Consider the following 22,150-nt stretch of genomic DNA (forward strand, 5'->3'; position numbering starts at 1 on the left):
CTCGCTCGCTCCGCTCGCTCACGATGTAACCCGGACGCCGGGATGGAACTTCGGCACCCGCATGCTCACCTTCGTACCCGAGCCCAGGCCGGTCTCCACGACCAGGCCGAACCGGTCGCCGAAGGCCGACCGCAGCCGCTCGTCGACGTTGGAGAGGCCGACATGCTGCCCCGGGTCGTCGGTCGGGTCGCTGCCCGCGCCGGACACCTCGGCGATGCCGGCGGTCAGCGTCGTCGGATCCATCCCCACCCCGTCGTCCTCCACCGTGATGTGACACTCCGCGCCCGCGTCCCGGGCCTCGATGCTCACCATGCCGGTGCCCGGCTTGCGGGACAACCCGTGCCGGACCGCGTTCTCGACCAGTGGCTGGAGGCAGAGGAACGGCAACGTCACCGGTAGCACCTCGGGGGCGATCTGGAGGCGCACCTGGAGGCGTTCGCCGAAGCGGGCCCGCTCGATGGTCAGGTACCGGTCGATCGAGCGCAGCTCCTCGGCCAGCGTGGTGAACTCGCCGTGCGCCCGGAAGGAATAGCGGGTGAACTCGGCGAACTCCAGGATCAGCTCCCGGGCCCGTTCCGGGTCGGTGCGCACGAACGAGCCGATCGCGGTCAGCGCGTTGTAGATGAAGTGCGGGCTGATCTGGGCGCGCAGCGCCCGCACCTCGGCCCGCGCCAGCCGCTCCCGGGACGAGTCCAGTTCGGCCAGGGCGAGCTGGTCGCCGGCCCAGTGCGCGGTTTCCAGGGTGGCCTGCACCAGGCCCGGCGCCGGCCGTTCGCCGGCCACCGCGACCAGCGCGCCGACCACCCGGCCGTCCGCGCTCAGCGGTGCCACCACCGCGCCGCGTACCGGACAGTCGACCAGGTCGCAGTGCAGTTCCGACTCGTGCAGCACGGTGGAGCGCCCGCTGTCGACCACCCGCCGGGCCGCCGCGACCAGTTGGTCGCCGTGGTGCGCGCCGCCCCCGTCGATGGCGAGCAGCGACTCCCGGTCCGTCAGCGCCAGCCCGGCCGCACCCACCAGGGCCCGCAGATGGCGTACGGCCTTCGCCGCGCCCGCCGCGCTCAGGCCGGCGCGCAGCGGCTCGGCGGCCAGCCCGGCGGTGTGCAGCACCTCGTACGTGGCCCGCTGGGTGGCCGTGGCGATGCCCCGTCGGGCGCGCAGCCGCAGCACCGCCCAGAGTGCCGCGGCCAGCGCGGTCACCAGCGAGACGACCGCGACGACGGACGAGAGGTTGCCCACCGGCCGAACGTTAGTACGCGCCCTTGCGGGCCAGCACCACCCCGACGGTCCGCCACAGGATGCTCAGGTCGTACGTCAACGACCAGTTGTCGACGTAGTAGAGGTCGAGCCGGACCGCCTCGTCCCAGGAGAGGTCGGAGCGGCCGGAGACCTGCCACAGCCCGGTCATGCCCGGGCGCACCAGCAGCCGGCGTCGCACGTCGCCCAGGAAGTCGCCGTCGTCGGCGGGCAGCGGACGCGGGCCGACCAGCGACATCTCGCCCCAGAGCACGTTGATCAACTGAGGCAGCTCGTCCAGCGACGAGGCCCGCAGGAAACGGCCCACCGGGAAGACCCGGGGATCCTGCTTCATCTTGAACAACATGCCGTCGGTCTCGTTCTGGTCGACCAGGCCGGCCAGCCGTTCCTCGGCATCCACGTACATGGTGCGGAACTTCCAGACCCGGAAGGTACGCCCCTCGTGCCCGACCCGGGGCTGCCGGAAGAAGACCGGCCCGGTGTCGGAGATCCGGATGGCGAGCGCGATCGCGGCGAAGAGCGGGGACAGCAGCAGCAGCCCCAGCCCGGCGGCGGCCCGGTCCATCAGGCTCTTGACCAGCAGCGCCGGCCCGGAGAGGGTCGGCTCCTCGACGTGCAGCAGCGGCAGGCCCTCGATCGGCCGGATGTGCACCCGGGGGCCGGCGATGTCGGTGAGCTGGGGCGCGACCACCAGGTCGACGCCGGAGCCCTCCAACTGCCAGGCCAGCCGGCGCAGTTCGCCCGGCTCGGCGCTGGCCGAGCCGCAGACCGCGATGGTGTCCCCGCCGACCTCACGGACCAGGGCCAGCACGTCGCGGCCGGCGTACACAGGTACCGGCGTCTCCAGGCCCCGGGCGGCGGCGTACCCGTCGGTGAGGTGGATGGCCACCGGGACCAGGCCGACGCCCGGGTTGCGGGTGACGGTGGTGTAGACCTCCAGGCACTCCGGCAGCGTGCCGACCAGCACCATCCGGTGCCCGGCCTGACCGGCGCGGCGGCGCAGCGCGTGCAGGCCGCCCCGCGCGGTCATCCGGCCGAGCAGGATCAGCACGAGGGCGCCGAGCAGTGCGAAGCCGACCGTCCAGCGGGAGAGCGAGTAGGTCTTGGTGGCGAAGGCGATGAAGGAGACGGTGGCGGCGACCGCCACACCGGCTCGGATGACCCGCTTGAACTCGTCCGGCCCGAGACCCAGGTAGCGCCGGTCGTAGGCCCGGTTGCCCCACAGGAACAGCACCCAGCCGAGCGGCAGGAGCAGGAACGCCACGGTGTAGAACCACGCCTGGGGCGAGTTGCGGAAACCGGAGGTGGCCTGCTCGAAGATCTGCACGGCCAGGAAGCTGGCCAGTGCCGCCGCGCCGAAGTCGATGAGTAGCAGGATCGCGATGTAGGGGCGGTGCCACCGGGAGACGCGGCGCCGGGCGCGGGCCCACGCCGACCGGGGAACGCCGTTGTGGGACGGCGGTGTCGGCGGCTGGATCTCAAAGCTGTCGACGTGCCGCACGCTCTTGCTCCGGCCTGTGTCGGTTACCGGGCGCTGGAGGCTTGTCGTCACCTCAACCCATGTCCTCCCGCATGACCCGCGCCCTCACTCGCCGTGAGGACCCGGGTCGCTCACCGTCCCAGTCTTCCACGCGTTCGGGGAGATCTGGCCGGCTCCGAGTCAGTTGTGAAGCCGGGGACCGAGCCACTATACCGGTGGATGCCGGCTCGGGTAGAGGCGCGGAGTGGGACCTTCCGCGATCCCCGGTCGATTCCGCTCAGTAGTCGCCGGGTGTGGTTACTCACCGTACGAGACGGGACAACCGACGGTCAGCGAGCGGCTTGCCGCCGGTCTGACAGGTGGGGCAGTACTGAAGGCTCGAATCGGCGAACGAGACCTCGCGCACCGTGTCGCCGCAGACCGGACAGGGCAGTCCCTTCCGGGCGTGCACCCGCAGGCCGGAACGCTTCTCCCCCTTCAGCTCCGCGGCGCGCTGCCCCATCGACCGCCGTACCGCGTCGCCGAGCACCGTCCGGGTCGCCGCGTGCAGGACGGCGAGCTGCTCGTCGGTGAGCCGGTCGGTGATCGCGAACGGGGAGAGCCGCGCCGTGTGCAGGATCTCATCCGAGTACGCGTTGCCGACGCCGGCCAGCACCGCCTGATCGGTCAGCACGCCCTTGACCTGACCCCGGCGGCTGCGTAGCCGCTCGGCGAAGGTGGGCAGGTCGGCCGCCAGCGCGTCCGGCCCCAGCTTCGCCACGCCGGGCACCTGGGCCGGGTCGGTGACCAGATAGGCGGCCAGCTTCTTCTGGGTGCCCGCCTCGGTCAGGTCGAAGCCGGAGCCGTCGTCGAGGCGTACCCGCACCGCGATCGGGCCCTTGCCGGGCCGCAGCGGCACCGTTGACGGAAACGCCTCCCGGTAGTGCAGCCAACCCGCCCGGGCCAGGTGGACCACCAGGTGCAGGCTCTCGTCGAACCGGACGTCGAGGAACTTGCCGTACCGGCCCGCACCGGTGAGCGTCCGCCCGGCGACCGCGCTCGGCGGCGGGTCGTACGTCTTCAGCGCGTTGATCGCGGCGACCTCGAACCGCTCCACCCGCCGGCCCACCGCCCGCTCACGCAGGTAACCGGCGAGCGCTTCCACCTCCGGTAGTTCAGGCACGCCCCAACGGTAGCCTTCTTTCCCGTGAAGATTGTGGTGGCGCACAACCGGTACCGGGAAGCTCAGCCCTCCGGCGAGAACACCATCGTCGACGCGGAGATCGCCCAGCTCACCGCGGCCGGCGTGGAGGTGCTGCCGTTCCTGCGCAGCTCCGACGAGATCCCCTCGATGTCCAAGCCGGCCAAGGCGCTGCTGCCGATCTCGCCGATCTGGGCCCCGAAGGCCCAGCACGACCTCGACCGTCTGCTCACCGAGCACCGGCCGGACGCGTTGCACCTGCACAACCCGTACCCTCTGCTCTCGCCCTGGGTGGTGCGGACCGCGCACCGGCGCGGCGTGCCGGTGGTGCAGACGGTGCACAACTACCGGCAGGTCTGCTCCTCCGGCCTCTACTTCCGCGACGGCGTGATCTGCCAGGACTGCCGCGGCCGCGCGCTGGGCGTGCCGGCGATCGTGCACCGCTGCTACCGCGACTCCCGGGCGCAGAGCGCCCTGATGGCTGCCACGCTGGCCGTGCACCGCCCGACCTGGCGCTCGGTGGACCGCTACGTCGCGCTGACCACGGCGGTCGCCGACCACCTGCGCGACTACGGCATCCCGGACGAGCGGATCGTGGTCAAGCCCAACGCGGTGCCCGACCCGGGCACTCCCGCGCCCCCCGGGGACGGCTTCCTGTTCATGGGCCGGCTCAGCCCGGAGAAGGGCCTCGACCTGCTGCTCACCGCGTGGCGCCGGCACCCGGTGGGCGCGCTCGGCCCGCTGCGCATCGCCGGCGACGGCGAGCTGCGCCCGCTGGCCGAGGCGGCCGCCGCCGACCGGCCCGACGTGCGCTACCTGGGCCAGCTCGACCGCCCCGGGGTACGCGCCGCGCTGGCCGAGAGCGCCGTGGTACTGGCCACGTCCACCTGGCACGACGTGCTCCCCACCGTGATCATCGAGGCGCTGGCCGCCGGCCGGCCGGTGCTCGGCACCGCACTCGGCGGCATCCCGTACCTGGTCGGCGCGGACACCCCGCGCGAGCCCGCCGGCACCGGCCCGGCCGAGGTGGCCACCGCGGCGCCCGGCGAGGGCCGGGTGCCGCTGCCGACCGGGGTACGGCGAGGCGAGGCCGGCTGGGTGGTGGCGCCGGAGGCCGACGCGCTTGCCGCCGCGCTGCCGCTGGCCTCGTCCGAGGCGGCGGCGCTGGCGGGGGCGGCGAGGAGCCGCTATGAGCGCACGTTCCACCCCGACGTGATCACCAAGCGCCTGATCGACGTCTACACCGGCCTGGCCGGCGCGGGGAGCCGGACGTCCCGTTGAGCGGCGCGGGTGAGCCCACCACGGTGGGTGACCCTAGGGCCTACCCTGCCCAACAATTACGGAGAGTCGCGGCTCGCCCCGTGATCGTTCCGGGCTGGTTCCACCCTTGGAGCGCTGGCCTGGGCAGACATAGCCGGCCTCGCCAGGGCCGGGCTTGCCCTCCCGTCCCCTTTGCTCTGCAGCCAATCACGCAGCAGGAACGATCCGTGACTGCTGCGCCGATAGGTGCAGAGCAAAGGGCGCCACTGGTCGACAGGCGCTGCGCCCAGAACGATACGCAGAGTAGCGGCGATCAAGGTCTGTTGACCGAGGAGGTCCGGGATTCTGCGGCAGCCCTTCCTTCCGGAATCCGAACGCTGGACGCGTTGCATGTGGCGAGTGCGCAGGCCCTCGGTGAGGCGCTCGACGCACTGGTCACATACGACAAGCGAATGGCGGACATAGCAGCGTCGGTGGGCTTACCGGTCGCGTCTCCTGGCGCCAACTGAGCCACGTCGCTGACGGGAGTGGCGGCCCATACGCCATTCCGGTCAGGTGGATCATGGCGTTGCTTTACAGACTTGGCCGTCCGGGCTGGTCGTGCCGCACGGCCAGCGGGCGCGGGCTTGCCGAGCGGGCCGGCGGTTCGGCTTGTTGAGCGACGCGGATGACGTCGCGGGCCGCGGTCGCCACCGAACATTCCGGGATGCGGCAGACCCGACAGCGGCCGTCCGAGTGGGATCGGTGGTCACGGAGGACCGCTCGGGCGGTGAGGATCAGCCGGTTGCGGATCTGGGCCAACGACAGGAACGGCCCGGTCATGGTCAACTCACCCCGAGGGCGGCGGCGAGCTGAACGATCGTGGCCGGAGCGCGCGGGTCCCGGGCCGCCTGGGCGAGCACCTCCCGGGCGACCGGCCGCTGGCGTACCTCAGCGGGTGCCAACCGGTCCGCGTCGACCAGCACCCGGCCGGCGCTGGCCGGGTCGTCGGCCTGGAGGTAGGCGCGGGCCGCGTCGACCAGGTGCGCCGCGCGGTGTTCCACCGGTAGCCAGCGCCAGGCGTCCCGCCGGGTCGTCTGCTCGTGCCAGACGATCGCTTCGTTCGCGTCGCCCAGGTCGAGCGCGGCGGCGGCGCGGGCCAGGTCGACCGCCGTCGGCCCGAACGCGGTCCGGTGATGGTCATGGCCTTCACCCACCCGGGCGGCCATGCCGGCGGCCTCGTCGATGAGGTCGGCGGTGGCGTGCTCGTCGCCCCGACGCGCCGCCGCCAGCGCGGCCTGCACCAGCAGCGTCCCGCACAACGACAATTCGCCGGGAGCGCCGCCCGCCGGATCGGGCGGGGCGATCCGGTACGCGGCGGCCAACGTGGCGGACTGCGCCTCCCGCGCCCGCCCCGAGGCGCGGAACACCTGACCGAGCTGCACCGTAGCAGCGGCCACCGACACGGGATCGCCGGTCGCGGCAGCCATGGCCCGGTCCGCGGCCAGCCAGCCCAGCTCGGCCTCGCCGAGCTTCACCAGCAGCGACGCGGTGAGCCGGTACGCCTCCAGCAGCAGCGGGCGTCCCCACCCGTCGTCGACGACGCGCGGCCCGCCGGCCAGCAGCCCCGGCACGACGGCGGCCACCTGCGGATACCGGGCATGCTGGAACATCACCCAGGCATGCTCGACGTCCCGGGCCAGCCGGTCCGCCGGCAACACCGGGCCGCGACCCGGCGGCCCGATCTGGTACGCCGAAAGGGCCGCCCGGATGCGATCCACGCACTCGGCCCGCTCGGTGATCGCGGCGGGTTGAGCGTCCCGGCCGAGCAACACGGCGGTGTCGATCCGCAGCACAGCGGCGATCTCCCGCAGAGTCGACACCTTGTCCAGCGACCGGACACCCCGCTCGATTTTGTCGACCCAGGACTTCGACCGACCGAGCCGATCGGCGAACACCTGCTGCGACAACTTCCGCCGGCCCCGCCAGTACGCCACCCGCCGGCCGACCGGCAGCAGCTCACTGCTGCTGCTCACGCCGCCACCGCCGGTCCGGCACCGCCCGGGTCGTCTCCTCGGCGGGTATCCGCTCCGCCTCGGCTTGGGCGAGCAGCCGCTGTCGGGCGGCCTCCCGTTCCGCCCCCTGGACCTGCTCGCCCCGGTCTTCGTGCTCGCGCTTCCGTCGCGGCGTCACGACCAGCACCCCGCTCGGTGCGCCCCAGCGAGCGTCAACAACGGCTGTTCCCGCAGGTGGGACGCCCTAGCCACGCCGACGGCTCGTGAGATGCCCGCCCGGCTTCGCGTCGGGATGAAGCGGTCGAGCAGGCTCACCCGACGACGCGGGAACGGCAGGAGCCTGCGCAGCAGAGCGAGGCGTGTCGCATGTCGAGTCACGGGACCTCCCAGGCGTAGTGATTTACATGCCGAGAGTGACAAACGAGAATCGACAAGTCTAGTCTTCCATGGAAAATATCTTTGGATGAGTACTCCTCGCTGATGCTCCTTGATCTCCGAGGTGGAGGGGAGAACACTGGCGATGTTCGCGACCCTGGAGGCGGAAGTGGCGAGAGCAAGCGGCCCGACGATCGCGCGCTGGCAGCTCGGCCGGGAGTTGCGGCGGCTGCGTGAGGCGGCCGGCGTCTCACACAAAGAGGTCGCTGCCGAGCTGGGCTGCTCGGAGTCGAAGATCTATAAGCTTGAATCAGGGGTAGTCGGCGTCAGCCGGGCTGACGTGATCGTGATGCTGACCCGTTACAACGTCAGCGACGACCGGCTACGGCAAACCGTCCTCGACCTTCAGCGCCAAGGCAAGGAACGGGGCTGGTGGGCGAAGTTCGGGCAGCTTCCGAACCCCTACAGCATGTACATCGGGCTGGAGTCCGCAGCGACGGCCGTGCGGAACTTCGAGTTGGCCGTCGTGCCGGGACTGCTTCAGACCGAGGATTACGCCTACGCGATAACGAACGCGGCATGGCCGGGCCAGAGTGAGGAAGCGCGCCGCCGGGTTGAGGTGCGCATGACCAGACAGGCTTGTCTGACCGAAGACCCGGTGCTCAAGTTCTGGGGAATCCTCGACGAAGGCGTGCTGCGCCGTCAGACCGGTGGCCCGGACGTGATGCGCGCCCAGCTCCGCCATCTCGTTGAGATGAGCGACCGGCCGAACGTCGAGCTTCAGGTATTGCCGTTCAGCGAAGGGTGGCATCCCGGCACGGTGGGCTCCTTCTCGATCCTGGAGTTCCCCGAGGACATCCACAGCCCAGTCGTGTACGTGGTGAGTCAGGCGGGAGACGCCTATCTCGAACGTGAGGACGACTTGCGGCGCGTTACGCTTTCCTACACCCACTTGCACGCGGCGGCGCTCAGCGTCAACAAGTCCCGCGACCTGATCGCCGCCATCGCCAAGGAGATGACGTAGGGAGAGCCGCGCAATGGACAGGGCACCCGCAGTGTGGCGCAAGAGCAGTCGAAGCGACGCCAACGGTCAGTGTGTCGAGGTGGCCGACCTCCGCGATGGGGTCGCCGTTCGAGACAGCAAGGACAAGAGCGGCCCCACGTTGGCATTCGACGCCCGGGGATGGCGTACATTCATCGATTTTCTTAAGAGCAACTAGCGCGGCGACCGAGGAGCGTCACCGGGCCTGGCCTCCGGCTGCCTGATCGTCGGTCCCTGCCCATCGGCTCAGGTGCCGAGCGACGATGTCTCGTACCTGACGGCGCAGGTCCGTGTGCCCGACCTCGCTGATCCCCTCGGCCTCGAAGACCGCATCGGTGAAGCTGTCCACCTCGCCCGGAGGGGACTGGCGGAGCCGTTGGTTCTCCGCGGGTGACAGGCAGAAGCCCAGCTTGATGCACAGTTCGTCGAGGAGCCGTCGAACTTCAGACTCCCGGTCGTCGGGTTGGCCCATGCGGGACAGCGTGACGACTCCCGCCGCCGGGTGCCAACCCGATTAGGGGTGGCCAGTTCGGCCGTGAGGCGAGTCGTTCACGCCATCAGGTTGGTAGCGACGCCGAGATGCCCCGCCGCTGGCCAGCCCGAGGGACCGGGCGGCCGTCAGGCCCGGGGAGGGCGTCGGCTCACATGATCGCCGGCGATCCCGCCGACTCCACCAACTTCTGTACGAGCTTCCATACGCCGGTGGACGGGTTCGACCTCGGCGGATTTCCCGTTTCGCTCATGCTGCGTGTCGAGTGCCATTGCGCGGCGCACCGCGTCGGCCTGGCGACCGTCCAGCTTGCGGCAATCCAGGCTCTTCTCGTACCCCGGTTGGTGCTGCCGGAGCGTGCACCCGATCGGTGACAGCCCGCGCGAGGCGGCTCGGCGGTGTTAAGAAGGGGCCCCGCCTATACCGGAAGCGTTAATAAGGTGCCCCTCCTTACAGGGAGGCGCGGGCGGAGAAGGCGATGCTGGCGAGCAGGAAGCCGCCGTTGACGATGGTGAACGCCACCACCACCCAGAAGGCCAGCGCGGGCGCGAACATCAGCACCAGCCCGGCCACGAAGATCACCGCGCCGTAGTCCCGAACCAGCTTCACCACCCGGACCGGAAGCGACGTGGACGTGACCATGCTGGCCGCGTTCGGGCCGGCCTGCATCACCGAGGTCACCAGGTTGACCATCCAGGTGCCGGCGAAGACCGCCACCAGCCACACGGGCGTGGACGGTCGCTGCGCCACCGCCGTGGCGGACAGCGCGGCCACCAGCGCGATCTGGGCGGCCACGTCACAGAGCACATCGACCCGGGCACCCGCCGCGCTGCCCTGCCCGGTCACCCGGGCGAGCTGCCCGTCGGCGCAGTCCAGCGCGTACGCGATCTGCCAGCCGACCAGCGCGACCAGCCCGACCACCCAGGCNCCAGCCCCAGCACCAGGTTGGCCAGCGTCAACGCGGTCGGGCGCAGCCCCAGCCGTTGCGCGACGAGCGCGAACGCCGCCCCGATCCACTGGCTGATCGACTCGCTGAACAGGCCGCCGCCCCGGTTGACCCGGTGGAAGTCGGCGACGGTGGGACGGGGCTCAGCCAAGGTGGTCGCGGAGGGCACCGGCGTAGTCTGCCAGTCGCTCCCGGGTCTCGGAAGCCGACATCGCCAGGTGTTCAAGGATGGTGTAGCGGTCCGGCCGGGTGGCCGGCGCGAACTGCACCGCCTCCACGAACTGGTGGTCGGTCAGCTCCACCTCGGCCGGCAGCCGGGGCAGCCCGTGTCGGGCCAGGCAGGCGGACATCTCGGCGAACCGGCGCTCGTCGCCGCGCAGGAACGTGCAGAACAACGCGCCGAGGCCGGCCAGCTCGCCGTGTGAGGCGGTGCCGGGGAAGAGCGCGTCGATCGCGTGCATGATCTCGTGGCAGCCGCCGCTGCACGGGCGGCTGGTGCCCTCGATGGCCATCGCCAGGCCGCTGGAGATCAGCGCGTCGGCCAGCACCGTCACGAACGCGTCGTCGGTCATGTCGCCCGGGTGGTTGAGCACCGCCTCCGCGCCGGCACGCGACAGCGATGCCGCCAGCCCGTCGAACGCCTCGCCGCGCACCTCGCGGGCCAGCTCCCAGTCGGCCAGTGCGCTGATGTTGCTGACCACGTCGCCGATGCCGGCGCGATTGTGCCGCTCCGGCCCGGCCTCCACGAAGTCCAGGTCGACGATCACGGCGATCGGGATGTGCACCCCGTAGGAGCCCTTCAGGCCCTCGGTGATCAGACTCGCCACCGGGGAGGCGATGCCGTCGTTGGCCAGGGCCGTCGCCACCGACACCATCGGCAGCCCACGCCGGGTGGCCGCGTACTTCGCCACGTCGATGGTCTTGCCGCCGCCGATGCCGACCACCGCGTCGTACGACCGGGCGCGCAGCTTGCCGCCCAGTTCGTCGGCGGCGTCCAGGGTGCCCCCGGCCACGGTGAACACGTCCGCCGACCGCAGCGACGGCCGGAGCAACTCGGCGATCTTCTCGCCCTGCCCCGGCCCGACCACCACGGCGACGTCGCCACCGGCGGAGATCCGCCCGTCGGAGAGGATCGACGCGAGGTCCGCCACCGCGCCCCGCCGCACGTCGATGTGCAGCGGGGTGAGGACGCTACGGGCTAGTAGCGGCACGCGATCTCCCGCGCCCGGGCCAGGTCGTCGTGGTTGTCGACCTCGACCCAGGAGACGTCACCGATCGGCGCCGCCCGCACCTCGCCGCCCCGGTCCGCGAACTCCTGGTAGCCGTCCTCGTAGTAGAGGTTCGGGTCGCGCCGCCAGGTCGCCTCCAGGGCGTCGGCGAGCGCGTCGGCCACCTGCGGTTCGATCAGCGTCGCGCCGATGTACTCGCCGTACGCCTCGCCCGGGTCCATCAGCTTGGTGATCCGGGTGAGCTGGCCGGCGGCGTCGAAGGTGGTCTTCATCTCCTCCTCGGCCAACGGCTTGAGCGTGTCGACGGCCAGCAGGATGCCGGGGCCGCGCTCGGCCAGCAGCGTCTTCTCCACGCTCACCGGGTGCACGGTGTCGCCGTTGACCAGCAGCACACCCCGGGAGAAGTGCTCCCGGGCCAGCCAGAGCGAGTACGCGTTGTTCCACTCCTCGGCCTTGTCGTTGTCGACCAGGGTGATCGTGACGCCGTACTTCTCCGCCAACTCGGCCTGCCGCTGCCGCACCGCGTCGGCCGCGTAACCGATCACGATCACGACCTCGGTCAACCCCACCTCGGCGAGGTTGCGCAGCGCGATGTCGAGGATGGTGGTCTCCCCGTCGACCGGCACCAGGGCCTTGGGCAGGGTGTCGGTGTACGGCCGCAGCCGGCGCCCCGCACCGGCGGCGAGCACCATCCCGATCATGCCGACACGCTCCTCTTCTCGACCGGATTCCACGAGGCGAGGATATCGCCGGCTCCTCGGGGGCCGTGGCTCAGCCCGTGATCATCAGAGCCCGATCGAGCGCAGCGCGGCGAACCCGTCCTCCGCGATCCGCCGGATCAGCCCGTCGTTGACGTCCCGGTGCTCGTCCAGGAGGTCGACGTCCCGCTCCGCCAGCCAGCGGTACTCGGTGTGCTTGCCGGCCTCCAGCCGGGGCCGGCTCAGGTCGCCGTCCACCCGGACCAGGAAGTCCGTCTCGACCCGGGCGAGCCCGTCGTCGGCCGTGTAGCGATATTCGCCGACCAGGCCGAGCACGTACGACACGGCCCAGCCCGTCTCCTCGGTCACCTCCCGACGCAGCGCGTCGTCGATCTCCTCACCCGGCTCCAGGTGGCCGCCGACGATGTCCCAGCAGTTGGGGAAGAGGCGCCGCTCGGGGGACCGGCGCTGGATGAAGATGCGGCCGTCGTCGTCGACGATCAGCGCGCCGGCGCAGCGGAGAGGCTCGGTGGACACCCTCCGACAGTAGCCATCCGCGCTGCCGGACGCGATGAGCCTGTTAAGCGGGGCCCCTTCCTATGCCGGAGGCGTTAAGCGGGGCCCCTTCCTTACATACGCGATGGCCCGGCCGATATCGGCCGGGCCATCAACTCGTGCGGGTGTGCCGCCCCCGTCAGGGGCCGACGAAGACCGCGGTGCCGCGCCAGTCCACGTCGTCGACGCCGGGACCGCTGCGCACCGTGGCGGAGCCGGTCGGCACGCCGTCCGACCACGCCATCGTCGACAGGTTGCCGGTGCTCCGGGAGACGACGTAGAGGTTGTCGCCGTCCAGGAAGAGGCCGTTCGCGTCGGCGAACCCGGTGGTGCCGGCGACCGTGTTCCGCTCCGCGCCGACGGTGCCGCTGTCCGGCGAGAACCCGCGCCAGAACAGCGCGCTCTGGCCGGCCAGCGAGTAGTAGACCCGGCCGCTCTTGTAGAACATCGCCGTCACGTTGGGCAGCTCGGCGGCGAAGTTGACCGTCATGCCCACGTAGGTCTGGCCCTCCGGCGCGGAGCCGGTGACGACCGTGTCCCACTTGGCGTCGTGGTACGGGTCCAGCTTCTTCGGGGTGCCGAACTCGGTNCGACCCAGAACGCGCCCTTGACGCCGGACCAGCGGGTGTCGTCCGTGTTGGGTACGGACGACGCGTTGCCGACCGCGCTCGCGCCGTCGTACGTCCGCCTGGTGATGCTGTCCACCGTGGTGGCCGGCGGCACCGGCGGCAGCTTGACGATCTCGATGCCCTGGATCACCGGGTTCTCCAGGACCCGACCGAAGTCGATGTCGATGTTGCCGTCGCTGGTCACCGCGAAGGCCCGCATGGTGCCCTTGTCGGTGGCGCCGATCGAGGCGATCGCGTCGAAGCTGCTCAGCTTCTGCACGCCGTCGATGCTGACGTTGAACTTGCGCTTGCCCGCGGTGGCCGTGCCGGCCCACCGGTTGGCCAGGTAGAGGCGCACCTGCACCGGGGTGCCGGCCGGGACCGGGAAGTCCCACTGCATGTCCGGGGCGGTCGACTGGTCCCACCGCTCGCTGCTGAACAGCGCGGTCGGCGTGCCGGCCGGCACGGTGCCGTCCACCGTCGCGTCCGTCGTGTAGGTCGAGGGCGTGCTGCCCTCGTTGTGGTAGGTGCTCGGCGCGTCCATGCTGTCGGCGGCCCAGGCCGGACCGCTCGGCGCGGCGAGCTGGGCGCCACCGGCGTTGACCCGGTAGAGCACGTCCGCCGCGTCCGGCGTCGGCGCGGTCTTGACGATCTCGATGCCCTGGATGAGCGGGTTCTCCAGCACCCGGCCGAAGTCGATGTCGACCACGCCGTCGCTGACCACCGAGAAGGACCTCATGGTGCCGCGGTCGGTTCCGCCGGCGGCGGCGACCGCGTCGAAGTCGTTCAGCTTGAGTACGCCGTCGATGCTGACGTCGAACTTGCGCTTGCCGACCGTGCCGGTCTTGGCGTACCGGTTGGCCAGGTAGAGGCGGACGTCGACGCGGGTGCCGGCGGCCACCGGGATGTCCCACTGCATGTCCGGCGCGGCCGCCTCGTCCCACCGCTCGGTGTTGAACAGCGTCGCCGGGGTGCTCGCCGGGACCGTGGCGTCGAACGTGGCGTTGGTGGTGTACGCCGAGGGGGTGTTGCCGGCGTTGTGGTACGGGCTGGGTGAGGCGGCGGTGTCGGCCGCCCAGTCCGGCCCGCCGTCGGTCGCCGGGATGGCCGGGCCGCCCGCGTTGACCCGGTAGAGCACCTCGGTCTGCGCCGCCCGGCCGGCCTGGTAGACCTTGCCGGGGAGGCCCTTGGTGCTGGTGGCGTGCGGCGCGGTGCCGCCGTCCAGCGGGAAGAAGGCGATGCGCTTGCGCTGGTAGTCGAGGTTGCCGATCCACTCCTGGTCGCTGCCGAGCCAGAGGCCCTGCGGCGTGACCAGCATCTCGGTGACGCCGTAGCCGCGCGGGTGCCGGCCCGGGTTCCACGCCAGCGGCAGGCCGCTCACCGGGTCGAGCGCCGCGATGCTGGCCCGGGGCACCGCGCCGGGGCCGGCCTTGTCGCGGGCGGTCGGGTTGTTCATCCAGCGGAAGTGACCGCCGACGTAGATCGCCTTCTCGCTGATGCCCACCGAGAGGAAGGTGTCGCCGCCGCTGAAGTTGGTCCAGGTCGGCTTCTGGCCGTCGCCGGTGGCGTCGGTCTCCCAGCGCGCCGCCGAGTCGCACAGCGTGCCCGGGTAGGACGCGCCGGTGCTCACCACGACGAAGTACTTGCCGTCGGGGGAGAACTGCACGTCGCGGACCCAGGAGTCGAACGCGGTGTACTTGCAGGCCCCCGAGTAGCCGTCGGTGTTCCAGTCGGCGATCGTGGCGGACGTGCTGCCGAGGTTGATCCGGACGATCTGGTCGTGGACGACCCCGTCGGCCTTCTTGAAGTTGCCGATGACGACGAGGTGCTTGCCGTCCGGCGACACGGCCAGCTTCTCGACGCCGACGGCGGCCGAGGCGCCCCCGTTGGTGCTGGTCCAGTTGTGGTGCTCGGTGAGCGACACGGTCAGGTAGTCGTCCACCGCGCCGGTGGTCGCGTTCAGCGAGACCAGCCCGTTGCGGGTGGTGCTGCCGGCGACCGTGGTGAAGTTGCCGCCCACCAGCAGGCGGTCGCCGACCAGCAGGACGTCGCTGACCACGCCGTCGAAGGCGGCGTTCTTGAACCCGTCGACCGGCGTGCCGTCCGCGACGTTCAGCAGCGCGAGCTTGCGGAAGTTCTTGTCGCCGACCTTGTTGAACCGGCCGGCGACGTAGACCGTGCCCGGCGTCGGGCCGGCCACCAGAGCGTTCACGTCGCCGTCGAGCACCGGAGCGAACGCGTTGTCGATCTTGCCGGTGGCCTTGTCGAAGGCGAGCAGGGCGCGGCGGGTCACCGGGGTGGGCGACGAACCGCGGTTCTGTGCGCTCGTGAACGAGCCGCCGACGATCACCTTGCTGCCGGCGTCCAGGATGGCCAGCACGTTGCCGTCGTTGATGTTCGGCGTCTTCTCCGAGGGCACCTCGCCGACCAGCGTGCTGTGGTCGGGAGCGGCCGTGACCGCGGGCGCGGCGAGCGCCGGCACCGGTGTGAACAGAGTGGCGATGCCGAGTACGGCAGCGCCGAAGGCGGACACCGAGCGGTGTCTCAGGATCGAGGAAGCCACAGGCTACTCCGGGGGGAAACGTCGGAGGCGCTGCGATCGTGGTCGGTGCCGACGCAAGGTGGGCGTCGCACGACCGACCGCAGACGTGAGAGCAATACCTTCTCGCATTCGGGCGTCGCCCGTCCACCCGGAACCGGCCTTTTTGGCCGAGGAAGCGCCCCGGGTCGCACGAACAGACGAGGCAAGATCACCCAGCGGAGTCGGAGGATGGCGCGGAGGTGGGGGTCAGGGGCGGCAGTGGCACATCGAAGTACGGATCGGTGGCCAGCTCCCGGAACACCGCCGCGCTCGCCGGATCGTCGTCGAAGGTGGTGTCGTACACCGGTTTCGTCGCCCGGCCGGAGAAGTAGATCGCCGCCTTGATCTGCGGGTGCCGCTTCAGGTAGGACCGGACCTCGCGCAGCCAGTCGGCCCGCTGACCGGGCCGGCCCTTGTCGGTGGGGCCGAACTCACCGATCACCACCGGTCGCGGATGCTCACTGGCGAAGGCCATGAAGTGGTCCATCCGCTCGGAGAAGCTCACCCACTCGGGCCCCGGATAGACGTCCGCGCAGAGCCAGTCCACCTGGTCGTCGCCGGGATAGTAGGCGGCGGCCTCCCGCTCCGACGAGGCGAAGCCGTCCGCGTGCGGACACCAGACCCAGCCCGCGTTGGTGACGCCGACCTCGGTGAAGATGGCGCGGATGTGCTTCCAGGCGGCGACGTAGTCCTCAGGCGAGTGGACGCTGGCCCGCAGGTTGGGCCGGTCCATCTCCCAGCGGTAGCGCAGCAGCACCGGGATACCGAACGCCTTCACGTCCTCGGCCCGCTGCCGGATCAGCGAGTCGTAGACCCCGCTCACCGTGGACCGGGTGTCGGTGCCGCTCCACGAGATCATCTGGAGCTTGCCCAACGTGTTGAACGCCGCCTGCGTGTCCCCCGGGAACGACTTGTTCCACTCGTGGAACATGTGCGCCACGGCCAGCTTGCCGCCGGCCGCCTGGTTGAACGCGTCGAAGGCGGCCGCCCGGCCGGCCGGGTTGTGGAACTCCGGCTGGACCCAGGCGCCCAGCCAGGCGCCCTTCTTCGGTGGCTGCGGACCGAGCCCGGTGGTCCGCACCGGATCGCTGCGGGGCTCCACCGAGGGCGGTGGCGGGACGAACGAGGCCTGCCCGGACGGCCGACCCGACGGCCCGGAATCGCAGGCCGCCACCACCGGAACCAGGCAGACCAGAGCCGACAGAGACGCCAACGCGCGCCGAACCCGTAGAACCACCGCAACCTCTCCCCAGGATGGTCGCCGGCCGACGGAATCGGCAGCCCTGGCAGACCTCCTCGGAATGACGGCCAGCCGGGCGGGCGGGCGACCCCTGGCACTCTACCCGGGTGGCCTCCGCCGTGCCGGACCCCGAAGCTCGCCGGGGTCCGGCACTNGCACCGGACCCGCCCCGCCGCGTCGCAGGCTGCGCAACGCGTCGAGGTGCAGGGTGGCCCGCCAGCGCCAGGCACCGGCCACGTACGCCACCGCGCCGACCAGCGCCACCGCGACGAGCACCACCGGTGCGGCGTCGAACAGCACGGCCAGCCCGAGCGGCAGGCCGAAGCAGGCGAGGCCCAGCGCCATGGCGACCCGGCTGCCGCGACCGAACGGGTGCAGCCGCATCGACCACCAGAGCTGCACCAGCGGCACCAGATTGTTCACCAGGATGGCGGCGGTCCAGGCGAGCGCCGCGCCCATGATGCCGTGGTCCGGGATGAGCACCAGGTTGAGCACCACGTTGACGACGGTGGCGACCAGCGCGTTGTAGAACGTCCACGCGGTCCGCCCGGCCATGTTGAGGACGACGTCCACCATGCCGCAGCCCGTCGCCACCAGCATGGTCAGCGCGAGCAGCACCACCACCGACCGGCCGGTGTCGTAGCCGGAGCCGAAGAGGGCCAACATCGGCACGGCGAACGCGGCGAAGCCCAGGTAGATCGGCCACGACAGCAGCACCAGCCAGCCGGTCGCGACCTGGTAGAGCTGCCGGGCCTCGCCGTGGTCGTCACGCGCGAACGCCGCCGCCATCCGGTGCTGCACCGAGCTGCCCAGCGCCGTGCCGGCGAGCTGACCGAGCGCCAGAAACCGGGTGGCGGCGGTGTAGAGCGCGGCGTCGGCCGGCCCGCGCAGCGCGCTGAGCAGCACGATGTCGAGCCGCTGCACGACGATCGCGGCAAGCGTGCTCAACGCCCGTGGCCCGGTGAACCGCCAGAACGGGCCGATCTGCTCGGCCGCCGGCGCCGGGGTCGGCACGTCCCGTTCGGCGCGGCGGACCAGCCGGCTGAGCCAGAGCAGCCCGGCCGCCGCCGCGAACAGGTAGGGCAGGGCCCAGGCCAGCGGCAGCGCGCTGGTGGCCGAGAGACCGAGCCAGGCCGCGACGGCGACGGCGACGAACTGCACCAGGGTCCGACCGAGCCGTTCCACGGTCAGCAGCGGACGCATCTGGCCGAAGCCCTGACAGGCGGCCAGGGCGTAGTCGTTGAGCGCCGCCAGCGGCACGAACGCCAGCAGCACCCGCAGCGCGGTCACCGCGCCCGGACCCGCCTCGGGCATCGTCAGCCGGGCCAGCGCGGGCGCGACCAGCCAGCCGACCGCCGCGAGCAGCGCGCCGACGACCAGCACCGGCACGAGACCGACCGCGATGGTGCCGCGGATCCGGTCACGCCGGCCGAGCGTCCGGTGCCGGCTGACGAAGTAGATCGTTCCCACGTCGGTGCCGAGCCGGGCCGCCGACGCGGCGATCATGAAGGCGCTGGTGGCGGCGAAGAACATGCCCGCCTCGCGGACCGACCAGCCGCGGGCGATGACGATGTTCAGGCCGAACCCGGCCACCGCGGCCAGCCCGACCCCGACCAGGTTGGCGAAGCCCTGCCGGGCGGCCCCGCCGAGACCGGCGCCGCCTCCGCCGGCCGGCGCGTCCGCCGCGTCGAGGGCCCCGGCGTCCGCCCGGGTCACCGCCGCCACGACGGCACGCGTCCCCACCAGGTGGCCAGCCGCTCGTCGTACGGGGCGAAGTGGTCCTCCAACCGGGCCCGCAGCTCGGCCGACATCGGCGACCGGGAGCGCGAGTTGTGCTTGCCGAAGGCGATGTCCGCCCAGCGCGGCAGTTCGAGGAAGTCGCAGACCGCGTCGAAGGACGGCCGCGGGTCGGCGAAGAAGTCGTCGCTGTCGATGACGTGCAGCCGGTCCCGGCCGACCAGCGCCTCCAGCCGCTCCACCTGCTCGACGTACCGACCCCGGGCCAGGTACGCGTTGTGCTGGAGGTGCTCGCTGGAGTACGTCGGGTCGGCGGTCATCCGCTCCCGCTCGCCGGCCGTGCGCTGCTCCTCCAGCGCCAGCGCCCGCTCGAAATCCGGCTCGGCCTCGAAGCCCCGGGCCAGCTCGTGCGAGTGCGCGGAGTAGGCGCGTTCCACCGGGTCACGCAGCAGCACCAGCAGCTTCACCGAGGGCAGGTCGGCGGCGATCCGCGGCCCGGCTAGCGGGTGGAACATGTAGTACGGGCTGGACTCGCCGGTGATCCCGCGTACCCCGATCTGGGCCTTCGCCGCCTCGGCCTTGGCCGTGGTGGGGAAGTGCCCGAGGTACCAGTTCATCCCCCGGTGGTAGGCCATGTCGAAGTAGTGCACGCCCTTGTGGTACGCGGGCGGCAGCACCCCCGGGTGCTGCGAGAGCGTCTTGAACAGCGAGGTGGTGCCGCAGCGCTGCGCCCCCACGATCAGGAATCCCGGCATCATCCGGGAGCCGGCGGTCAACCGGCCGACCGTCCGGCTCACCGACTTCACCGCGCGGAGCGCCTGTTCCCTGGCCTGCGTCACGTCCCCACTCCTCACTCTCACCCGGCCCGGCGGGCCAGGTGCTCCTCCACGGCGGGCAGCACCCAGGTGTCGACGTGCCCCAGTCGCGCACCCGCCTCCGCCTGCCGGTCCCGCAGATAACGCGCCGCCAGCTCCACCAGGTAGAGCACGGCCACCAGGTCGGCCGCGCCGCCCTGGTCGAACGCCGCGAGCGTCCGGTCGGCGCCGCCGATCAGCGCGCGGGCGGCCGCCAACGGCTCCGCCCCGTCGTGGCTCATCGCGCTCTGCACCACCCGGTGCAGCGCGTCGTACCCGGCCGGCACGTCGGCCTCGAACCGCTCCCAGTCCCAGACCAGCACCCGACCGTCGGCCAGCACCGCGCTGTTGCCGCCGTTCCAGTCCCCGTGCCAGGCGCCGAAGGACACCACCGGGTCGGCCTCCGCGACCGACTTCAGCACCGCGCGCAGCCGCCCCGCCTCCGGCCGGGGGCCGAGCGCGTCCACCGCCTCGCCCAGCCGGGCCGCGTGACCGCTGCCCGCCCACGACCCCCGGCGTACGCCGAGGCAGCCGGCGACCGCCACCATGGCCGCCCGCTCGGCCGCCTCCGCGGCGGCCGGGGTGGCCCGGGGCAGCCGCACCGGCAGCGCCTCCTGCACCAACAGCGCGTGCCCGTGCCAGTTGGCGTGGTGGCGTACCCCGGCGAGGACGACCGGGCCGAGCGGCACCTCGGCGAGGCGACGCAGCGCGGCGGCCTCCGCGTCGACCAGGGCGCGGGTCAGCGGATCGACGCCGAGCTTCGCGTACCCGAGGGCGCGGCCGTCCGGGGCGAGCAGTTGCAGCACCGGCTTGCGGTTCGCCCGCGCCGGCCCGATGTGCATGCTGACCAGCACCGGTTCGCCGAGCACCTCGGCCAGGTAGGCGTCCAGGCCGGCACCGTCGACCACCAGCCGGTCCGGGAAGAGCCGGGGCCCCAGACCGAGCCGGAACGCGGTCGCCAGGCCCTGCCGGACCAGCTTGGCCTTGCGGCCGACCGCCTCGGTGGAGTGCCGGACGGCGCTCGCCGCGGCCCGGCCCGAGCCGGTGGGCACCAGCAGTCGGGGGCGGGCCGCCGAGGGCACCACCACCCAGCCGGGGCCGCCGCGGCGCAGGGCCGGTTCGGCCGGTTCGGGCCAGATCAGGCCGGCCAGCTCACCGAGATATGCGGAACGGCCGTCGCCGTCCGGGGGTACGCGGAACACCATCAGCGGTTACCGGCTGCTTCCAGTCGGGCCCGTAGCCCGGCCACGGTGCCCTTGGGCGGTGGCGGCGCGAGTGCCCGGCGTAGCTGGTCGTTGCGAGCCAGCAGGGCGACCGAGATCAGGGCGTAGGCGAGGGTGGCTTCCAGCGCGCCGTAGGTGAACTGGAAGAAGAGCATGAGGATGAGCACGAGGCTGCCGGCGATCCCGATCGCGCTGTGGTCGCGCCGGTAGCGCCAGAGACAGTAGAGGAAGAACCCGTTGTAGCAGATGGCCCCGACCCAGCCCTGGCCGACCAGCACCGACCAGAACTGGCCGTTGCTGCCCAGTTCCCGGTTGCCGCACTGCTTGCAGTCGTCGGACTTGCCGATGGCGATCGACCGGTTGCTGCCGATCAGCGCCCGGTTGCCGCCGTAGCCGAGGATCGGGGAGTGGTTGGCGGCGGTCACCGCGCCCTCGGAGAGGGTCGCCCGGATGTCGTCGCTGTGCCCGTTCTGCAACCGCTCGTCGAACGTCCGGCCGAGCGGTGTGGCGACGACGAGTACGCCGATCATGCCCACCGCCAGGGCCAGCCCGCCGAGCACGACCATCCGGCCACGCAGGGCGAGCCGGATCGCCACGTACGCGACGGAGATGCCGAGCCCGACCCAGAGGCCCCGGTTGAGCGAGTAGATGATCGGGTAGATCGCGGCCAGCGCGATCGCGATGCCGAGCAGTCGCCGTACCGGCCCGCCCAGCACGACCCAGCCGACGATCAGCCAGATCAGCAGGATCGCGATGTTCTCGCCCCACGAGTTGGTGTACTCGAACGGCGCGGAGGGCCGGGGCGACGCGTCCTCGCCGGCCAGGACCTGTTGGACCTGCGCGAACCGCACGTCCATCAGGGAGGCGACGTAGGGCTGGTTGGCGATGCCGGGCGGCAGCAGGTAGTTGAGCGGCGCCATGAAGCCGACGGAGGGCAGGAGCGAACCGAGGTAGCCACCGATCACCGTGACGACGGCCATGAAGCCGAAGAGCCGGACCACCCGCCGCTGGGACAGCTCACGCTGACGCATGTTCAGCACGTAGAGCATCAGCACGGTGAGGGCCAGGTAGTTGGCCAGCCAGATGCCCCAGCCCAGGTAGCGGCCACCACCCGACGGTGGCAGCGTGTTCGGCGCCCGGAGCCCGAGCATCATCGCGGAGAGCAGCACCCAGAGCAGCAGGATCAGCCAGATGCCGAAACCGGGCGGCACCCGGACCGAGCCCCGGCGGCGTAGCTGCACGGCCATCGGCACGGCCAGGACGACGAAGATGAAGGTGGACACCCCGAGCATCCACGCGACCGGGTAGAGCACGAACATCGCGCTCAGCGGCCAGGTCGGGGAGAGTTGCAGCACCGGGCCCACCCTGCGGCCCGGCGTACGCCCGCGCGCCGGCTCCCGC

At 71.8% G+C, this 22,150-nt stretch carries 20 protein-coding genes and 1 pseudogene; 4 read left to right on the forward strand and 17 right to left on the reverse strand.

All coding sequences use genetic code 11. The features are described from left to right. Window positions 1–18: 18 nt before the first annotated feature. The 3 genes from B1205_RS07500 to B1205_RS07510 all read right to left on the reverse strand — a co-directional run bounded on the left by B1205_RS07500 (window position 19) and on the right by B1205_RS07510 (window position 3,899). Complete coding sequence (locus B1205_RS07500; protein WP_089154896.1) at window positions 19–1,239, reverse strand: sensor histidine kinase; 1,221 nt, start codon at window positions 1,237–1,239, stop codon at window positions 19–21. 10 nt (window positions 1,240–1,249) lie between these two features. Beyond that, window positions 1,250–2,758 carry a sugar transferase gene (locus B1205_RS07505; protein WP_089154897.1) on the reverse strand — a complete coding sequence of 503 codons (1,509 nt, stop codon included), beginning with the start codon at window positions 2,756–2,758 and terminating at the stop codon, window positions 1,250–1,252. Between the two features lie 280 nt (window positions 2,759–3,038). Beyond that, a complete protein-coding gene (locus tag B1205_RS07510) occupies window positions 3,039–3,899 on the reverse strand; it encodes an Fpg/Nei family DNA glycosylase (protein ID WP_089154898.1) in 861 nt (286 codons plus the stop codon). 24 nt (window positions 3,900–3,923) lie between these two features. Here B1205_RS07510 and B1205_RS07515 point away from each other — a divergent pair, with 24 nt between their 5' ends. After that, window positions 3,924–5,198, forward strand: coding sequence for a glycosyltransferase (locus tag B1205_RS07515; protein ID WP_089154899.1), 1,275 nt, complete (start codon window positions 3,924–3,926; stop codon window positions 5,196–5,198). Between the two features lie 803 nt (window positions 5,199–6,001). Here B1205_RS07515 and B1205_RS07530 read toward each other — a convergent pair. Further along, window positions 6,002–7,192, reverse strand: coding sequence for a helix-turn-helix domain-containing protein (locus B1205_RS07530; RefSeq protein ID WP_254909772.1), 1,191 nt, complete (start codon window positions 7,190–7,192; stop codon window positions 6,002–6,004). Beyond that, entirely contained in the window at window positions 7,176–7,349 is a 174-nt protein-coding gene (locus B1205_RS29565; protein WP_176308458.1) for a hypothetical protein, read from the reverse strand. Before B1205_RS29565 ends, B1205_RS07530 begins: the two co-directional genes overlap by 17 nt. Before the next feature lie 342 nt (window positions 7,350–7,691). On the opposite strand from B1205_RS29565, the gene B1205_RS07540 reads away from it, so the two are divergent. Further along, window positions 7,692–8,570, forward strand: coding sequence for a helix-turn-helix domain-containing protein (locus tag B1205_RS07540; protein WP_254909773.1), 879 nt, complete (start codon window positions 7,692–7,694; stop codon window positions 8,568–8,570). Window positions 8,571–8,583: 13 nt separating this feature from the next. Beyond that, window positions 8,584–8,766: a DUF397 domain-containing protein gene (locus tag B1205_RS07545; protein ID WP_089154902.1), complete on the forward strand. Its 183-nt coding sequence runs from the start codon at window positions 8,584–8,586 to the stop codon at window positions 8,764–8,766. Between the two features lie 18 nt (window positions 8,767–8,784). Here B1205_RS07545 and B1205_RS07550 read toward each other — a convergent pair whose 3' ends face one another. Continuing rightward, on the reverse strand, window positions 8,785–9,060 hold the full coding sequence (locus B1205_RS07550; protein WP_089154903.1) for a hypothetical protein: 276 nt from the start codon (window positions 9,058–9,060) through the stop codon (window positions 8,785–8,787). Between the two features lie 173 nt (window positions 9,061–9,233). Between B1205_RS07550 and B1205_RS07555 the strand changes: the two genes are divergently transcribed. Then, a complete protein-coding gene (locus B1205_RS07555) occupies window positions 9,234–9,452 on the forward strand; it encodes a hypothetical protein (RefSeq protein ID WP_089154904.1) in 219 nt (72 codons plus the stop codon). Window positions 9,453–9,528: 76 nt separating this feature from the next. On the opposite strand, the pseudogene B1205_RS07560 reads toward B1205_RS07555, so the two are convergent. The 11 genes and pseudogenes from B1205_RS07560 to B1205_RS07605 form a co-directional block, all read right to left on the reverse strand. Next, window positions 9,529–10,193: pseudogene (locus tag B1205_RS07560) on the reverse strand (CDP-alcohol phosphatidyltransferase family protein). Continuing rightward, window positions 10,168–11,235 (reverse strand): iron-containing alcohol dehydrogenase family protein, encoded by a 1,068-nt coding sequence (locus B1205_RS07565; protein WP_089154905.1) that lies wholly within the window; start codon window positions 11,233–11,235, stop codon window positions 10,168–10,170. Before B1205_RS07565 ends, B1205_RS07560 begins: the two are co-directional and overlap by 26 nt. After that, on the reverse strand, window positions 11,223–11,954 hold the full coding sequence (locus tag B1205_RS07570) for a phosphocholine cytidylyltransferase family protein (protein WP_089154906.1): 732 nt from the start codon (window positions 11,952–11,954) through the stop codon (window positions 11,223–11,225). The genes B1205_RS07565 and B1205_RS07570 overlap by 13 nt, the downstream gene beginning before the upstream one ends. A gap of 84 nt (window positions 11,955–12,038) precedes the next feature. Then, window positions 12,039–12,488 carry an NUDIX hydrolase gene (locus B1205_RS07575; RefSeq protein WP_176308459.1) on the reverse strand — a complete coding sequence of 150 codons (450 nt, stop codon included), beginning with the start codon at window positions 12,486–12,488 and terminating at the stop codon, window positions 12,039–12,041. Between the two features lie 157 nt (window positions 12,489–12,645). Next, complete coding sequence (locus B1205_RS33305; RefSeq protein WP_254909774.1) at window positions 12,646–12,996, reverse strand: hypothetical protein; 351 nt, start codon at window positions 12,994–12,996, stop codon at window positions 12,646–12,648. Next, a complete protein-coding gene (locus tag B1205_RS33310; RefSeq protein WP_441338456.1) occupies window positions 12,993–14,570 on the reverse strand; it encodes a malectin domain-containing carbohydrate-binding protein in 1,578 nt (525 codons plus the stop codon). Before B1205_RS33310 ends, B1205_RS33305 begins: the two co-directional genes overlap by 4 nt. A gap of 1,294 nt (window positions 14,571–15,864) precedes the next feature. Beyond that, window positions 15,865–16,908, reverse strand: a complete 1,044-nt coding sequence (locus B1205_RS07585) for a glycoside hydrolase family 26 protein (protein ID WP_089154908.1) — start codon at window positions 16,906–16,908, stop codon at window positions 15,865–15,867. A gap of 126 nt (window positions 16,909–17,034) precedes the next feature. Beyond that, a complete protein-coding gene (locus tag B1205_RS07590; RefSeq protein WP_441338446.1) occupies window positions 17,035–18,678 on the reverse strand; it encodes a lipopolysaccharide biosynthesis protein in 1,644 nt (547 codons plus the stop codon). Further along, window positions 18,648–19,511, reverse strand: coding sequence for a sulfotransferase domain-containing protein (locus B1205_RS07595; protein ID WP_089154910.1), 864 nt, complete (start codon window positions 19,509–19,511; stop codon window positions 18,648–18,650). The genes B1205_RS07590 and B1205_RS07595 overlap by 31 nt, the downstream gene beginning before the upstream one ends. A 17-nt stretch (window positions 19,512–19,528) precedes the next feature. Continuing rightward, complete coding sequence (locus B1205_RS07600) at window positions 19,529–20,731, reverse strand: hypothetical protein (protein WP_089154911.1); 1,203 nt, start codon at window positions 20,729–20,731, stop codon at window positions 19,529–19,531. Beyond that, complete coding sequence (locus tag B1205_RS07605; RefSeq protein ID WP_254909777.1) at window positions 20,731–22,104, reverse strand: O-antigen ligase family protein; 1,374 nt, start codon at window positions 22,102–22,104, stop codon at window positions 20,731–20,733. The genes B1205_RS07600 and B1205_RS07605 overlap by 1 nt, the downstream gene beginning before the upstream one ends. Window positions 22,105–22,150 lie beyond the last annotated feature (46 nt).

Origin of the sequence: Micromonospora sp. NBS 11-29, from assembly GCF_002140155.1 — a bacterium.
GTDB lineage: Bacteria > Actinomycetota > Actinomycetes > Mycobacteriales > Micromonosporaceae > Micromonospora.